Genomic DNA, 1,001 nt, shown 5'->3' on the forward strand with positions numbered 1-1,001 from the left:
CGGCCGCACTCCCTGCCACCCTCCGCGTCCCCCCGCCCCACGCCGTTCGATGCGGAAAATCCACCTCATTCGAGCCGGGAGGGCCAGTTCGAGCTCGATTTCCCGCCTCGAAGCATGGGGAGCAGGGGTGTCCCGCCGGTGACAGGATGGCGACGGGACCAGGGGCCGAGCCGCGCAATCGTATACGATCAAGGGCAGGCCCCTGCCCGTCGTCGTGAAGGAGACCGCTGTGCTGGACCACGAGACCCACGTCAAGATCGCCGACGAGCTGCACCGCGCGGGCATCGACCGAGTGCCCGTGCCGCGGCTGACCGCGCGCTACCCGGAGATGGAGATCGAGGACTCGTACGCCGTCCAGCGCATCTGGGCCGAGCGCCAGGTCGAGGCGGGCCGCCGCAAGGTGGGCCACAAGATCGGCCTGACCTCCAAGGCCATGCAGGACGCGACCGGGATCGACGAGCCGGACTACGGCGTGATCTTCGACGACCAGGTGTTCGAGTCCGGCCACGTGTACGAGTGGAAGAAGTACACCCATCCGCGCATCGAGATGGAGCTGGCGTTCGTGCTGCGGGACGAGCTGCGCGGGCCCGGCCTGAACCTGATGGACGTGGTGCGCGCCACCGAGTACGTGGTGCCCGCGCTGGAGGTGCTGGACTCGCGCATCGAGATGGCCGGGCGCACCATCACGGACACCATCTCGGACAACGCCGCCCTGGGCTCCCTGGTGATCGGCGGCCGCCCCGTGGGCGTGCACGACGTGGACCTGCGATGGGTCTCCGGCATCCTCTCCCGCAACGAGGAGATCATCGAGACCGGGGTGGCCGCGGGCGTGCTGAACCACCCGGCCAACGGCGTGCACTGGCTGGCCAACCGCATCGCCGGGCACGGGGACGCGCTCGAGGCCGGTGAGATCGTGCTCGCCGGCTCCTTCACCCGCCCGATGTGGGTGTACGAGGGCGACACCGTCTACGCCGACTACGGCCCGCTCGGCACCATCACCT

At 69.6% G+C, this 1,001-nt stretch carries 1 protein-coding gene; it reads left to right on the plus strand.

From position 1 onward, the window contains the following. Positions 1-229: 229 nt before the first annotated feature. On the plus strand, positions 230-1,001 hold a 772-nt coding region (locus AB0N07_RS52390), incomplete at its 3' end, for a 2-oxo-hepta-3-ene-1,7-dioate hydratase (RefSeq protein WP_365848232.1).

The organism is Streptomyces sp. NPDC051172 (assembly GCF_040682555.1).
Lineage (GTDB): Bacteria > Actinomycetota > Actinomycetes > Streptomycetales > Streptomycetaceae > Streptomyces.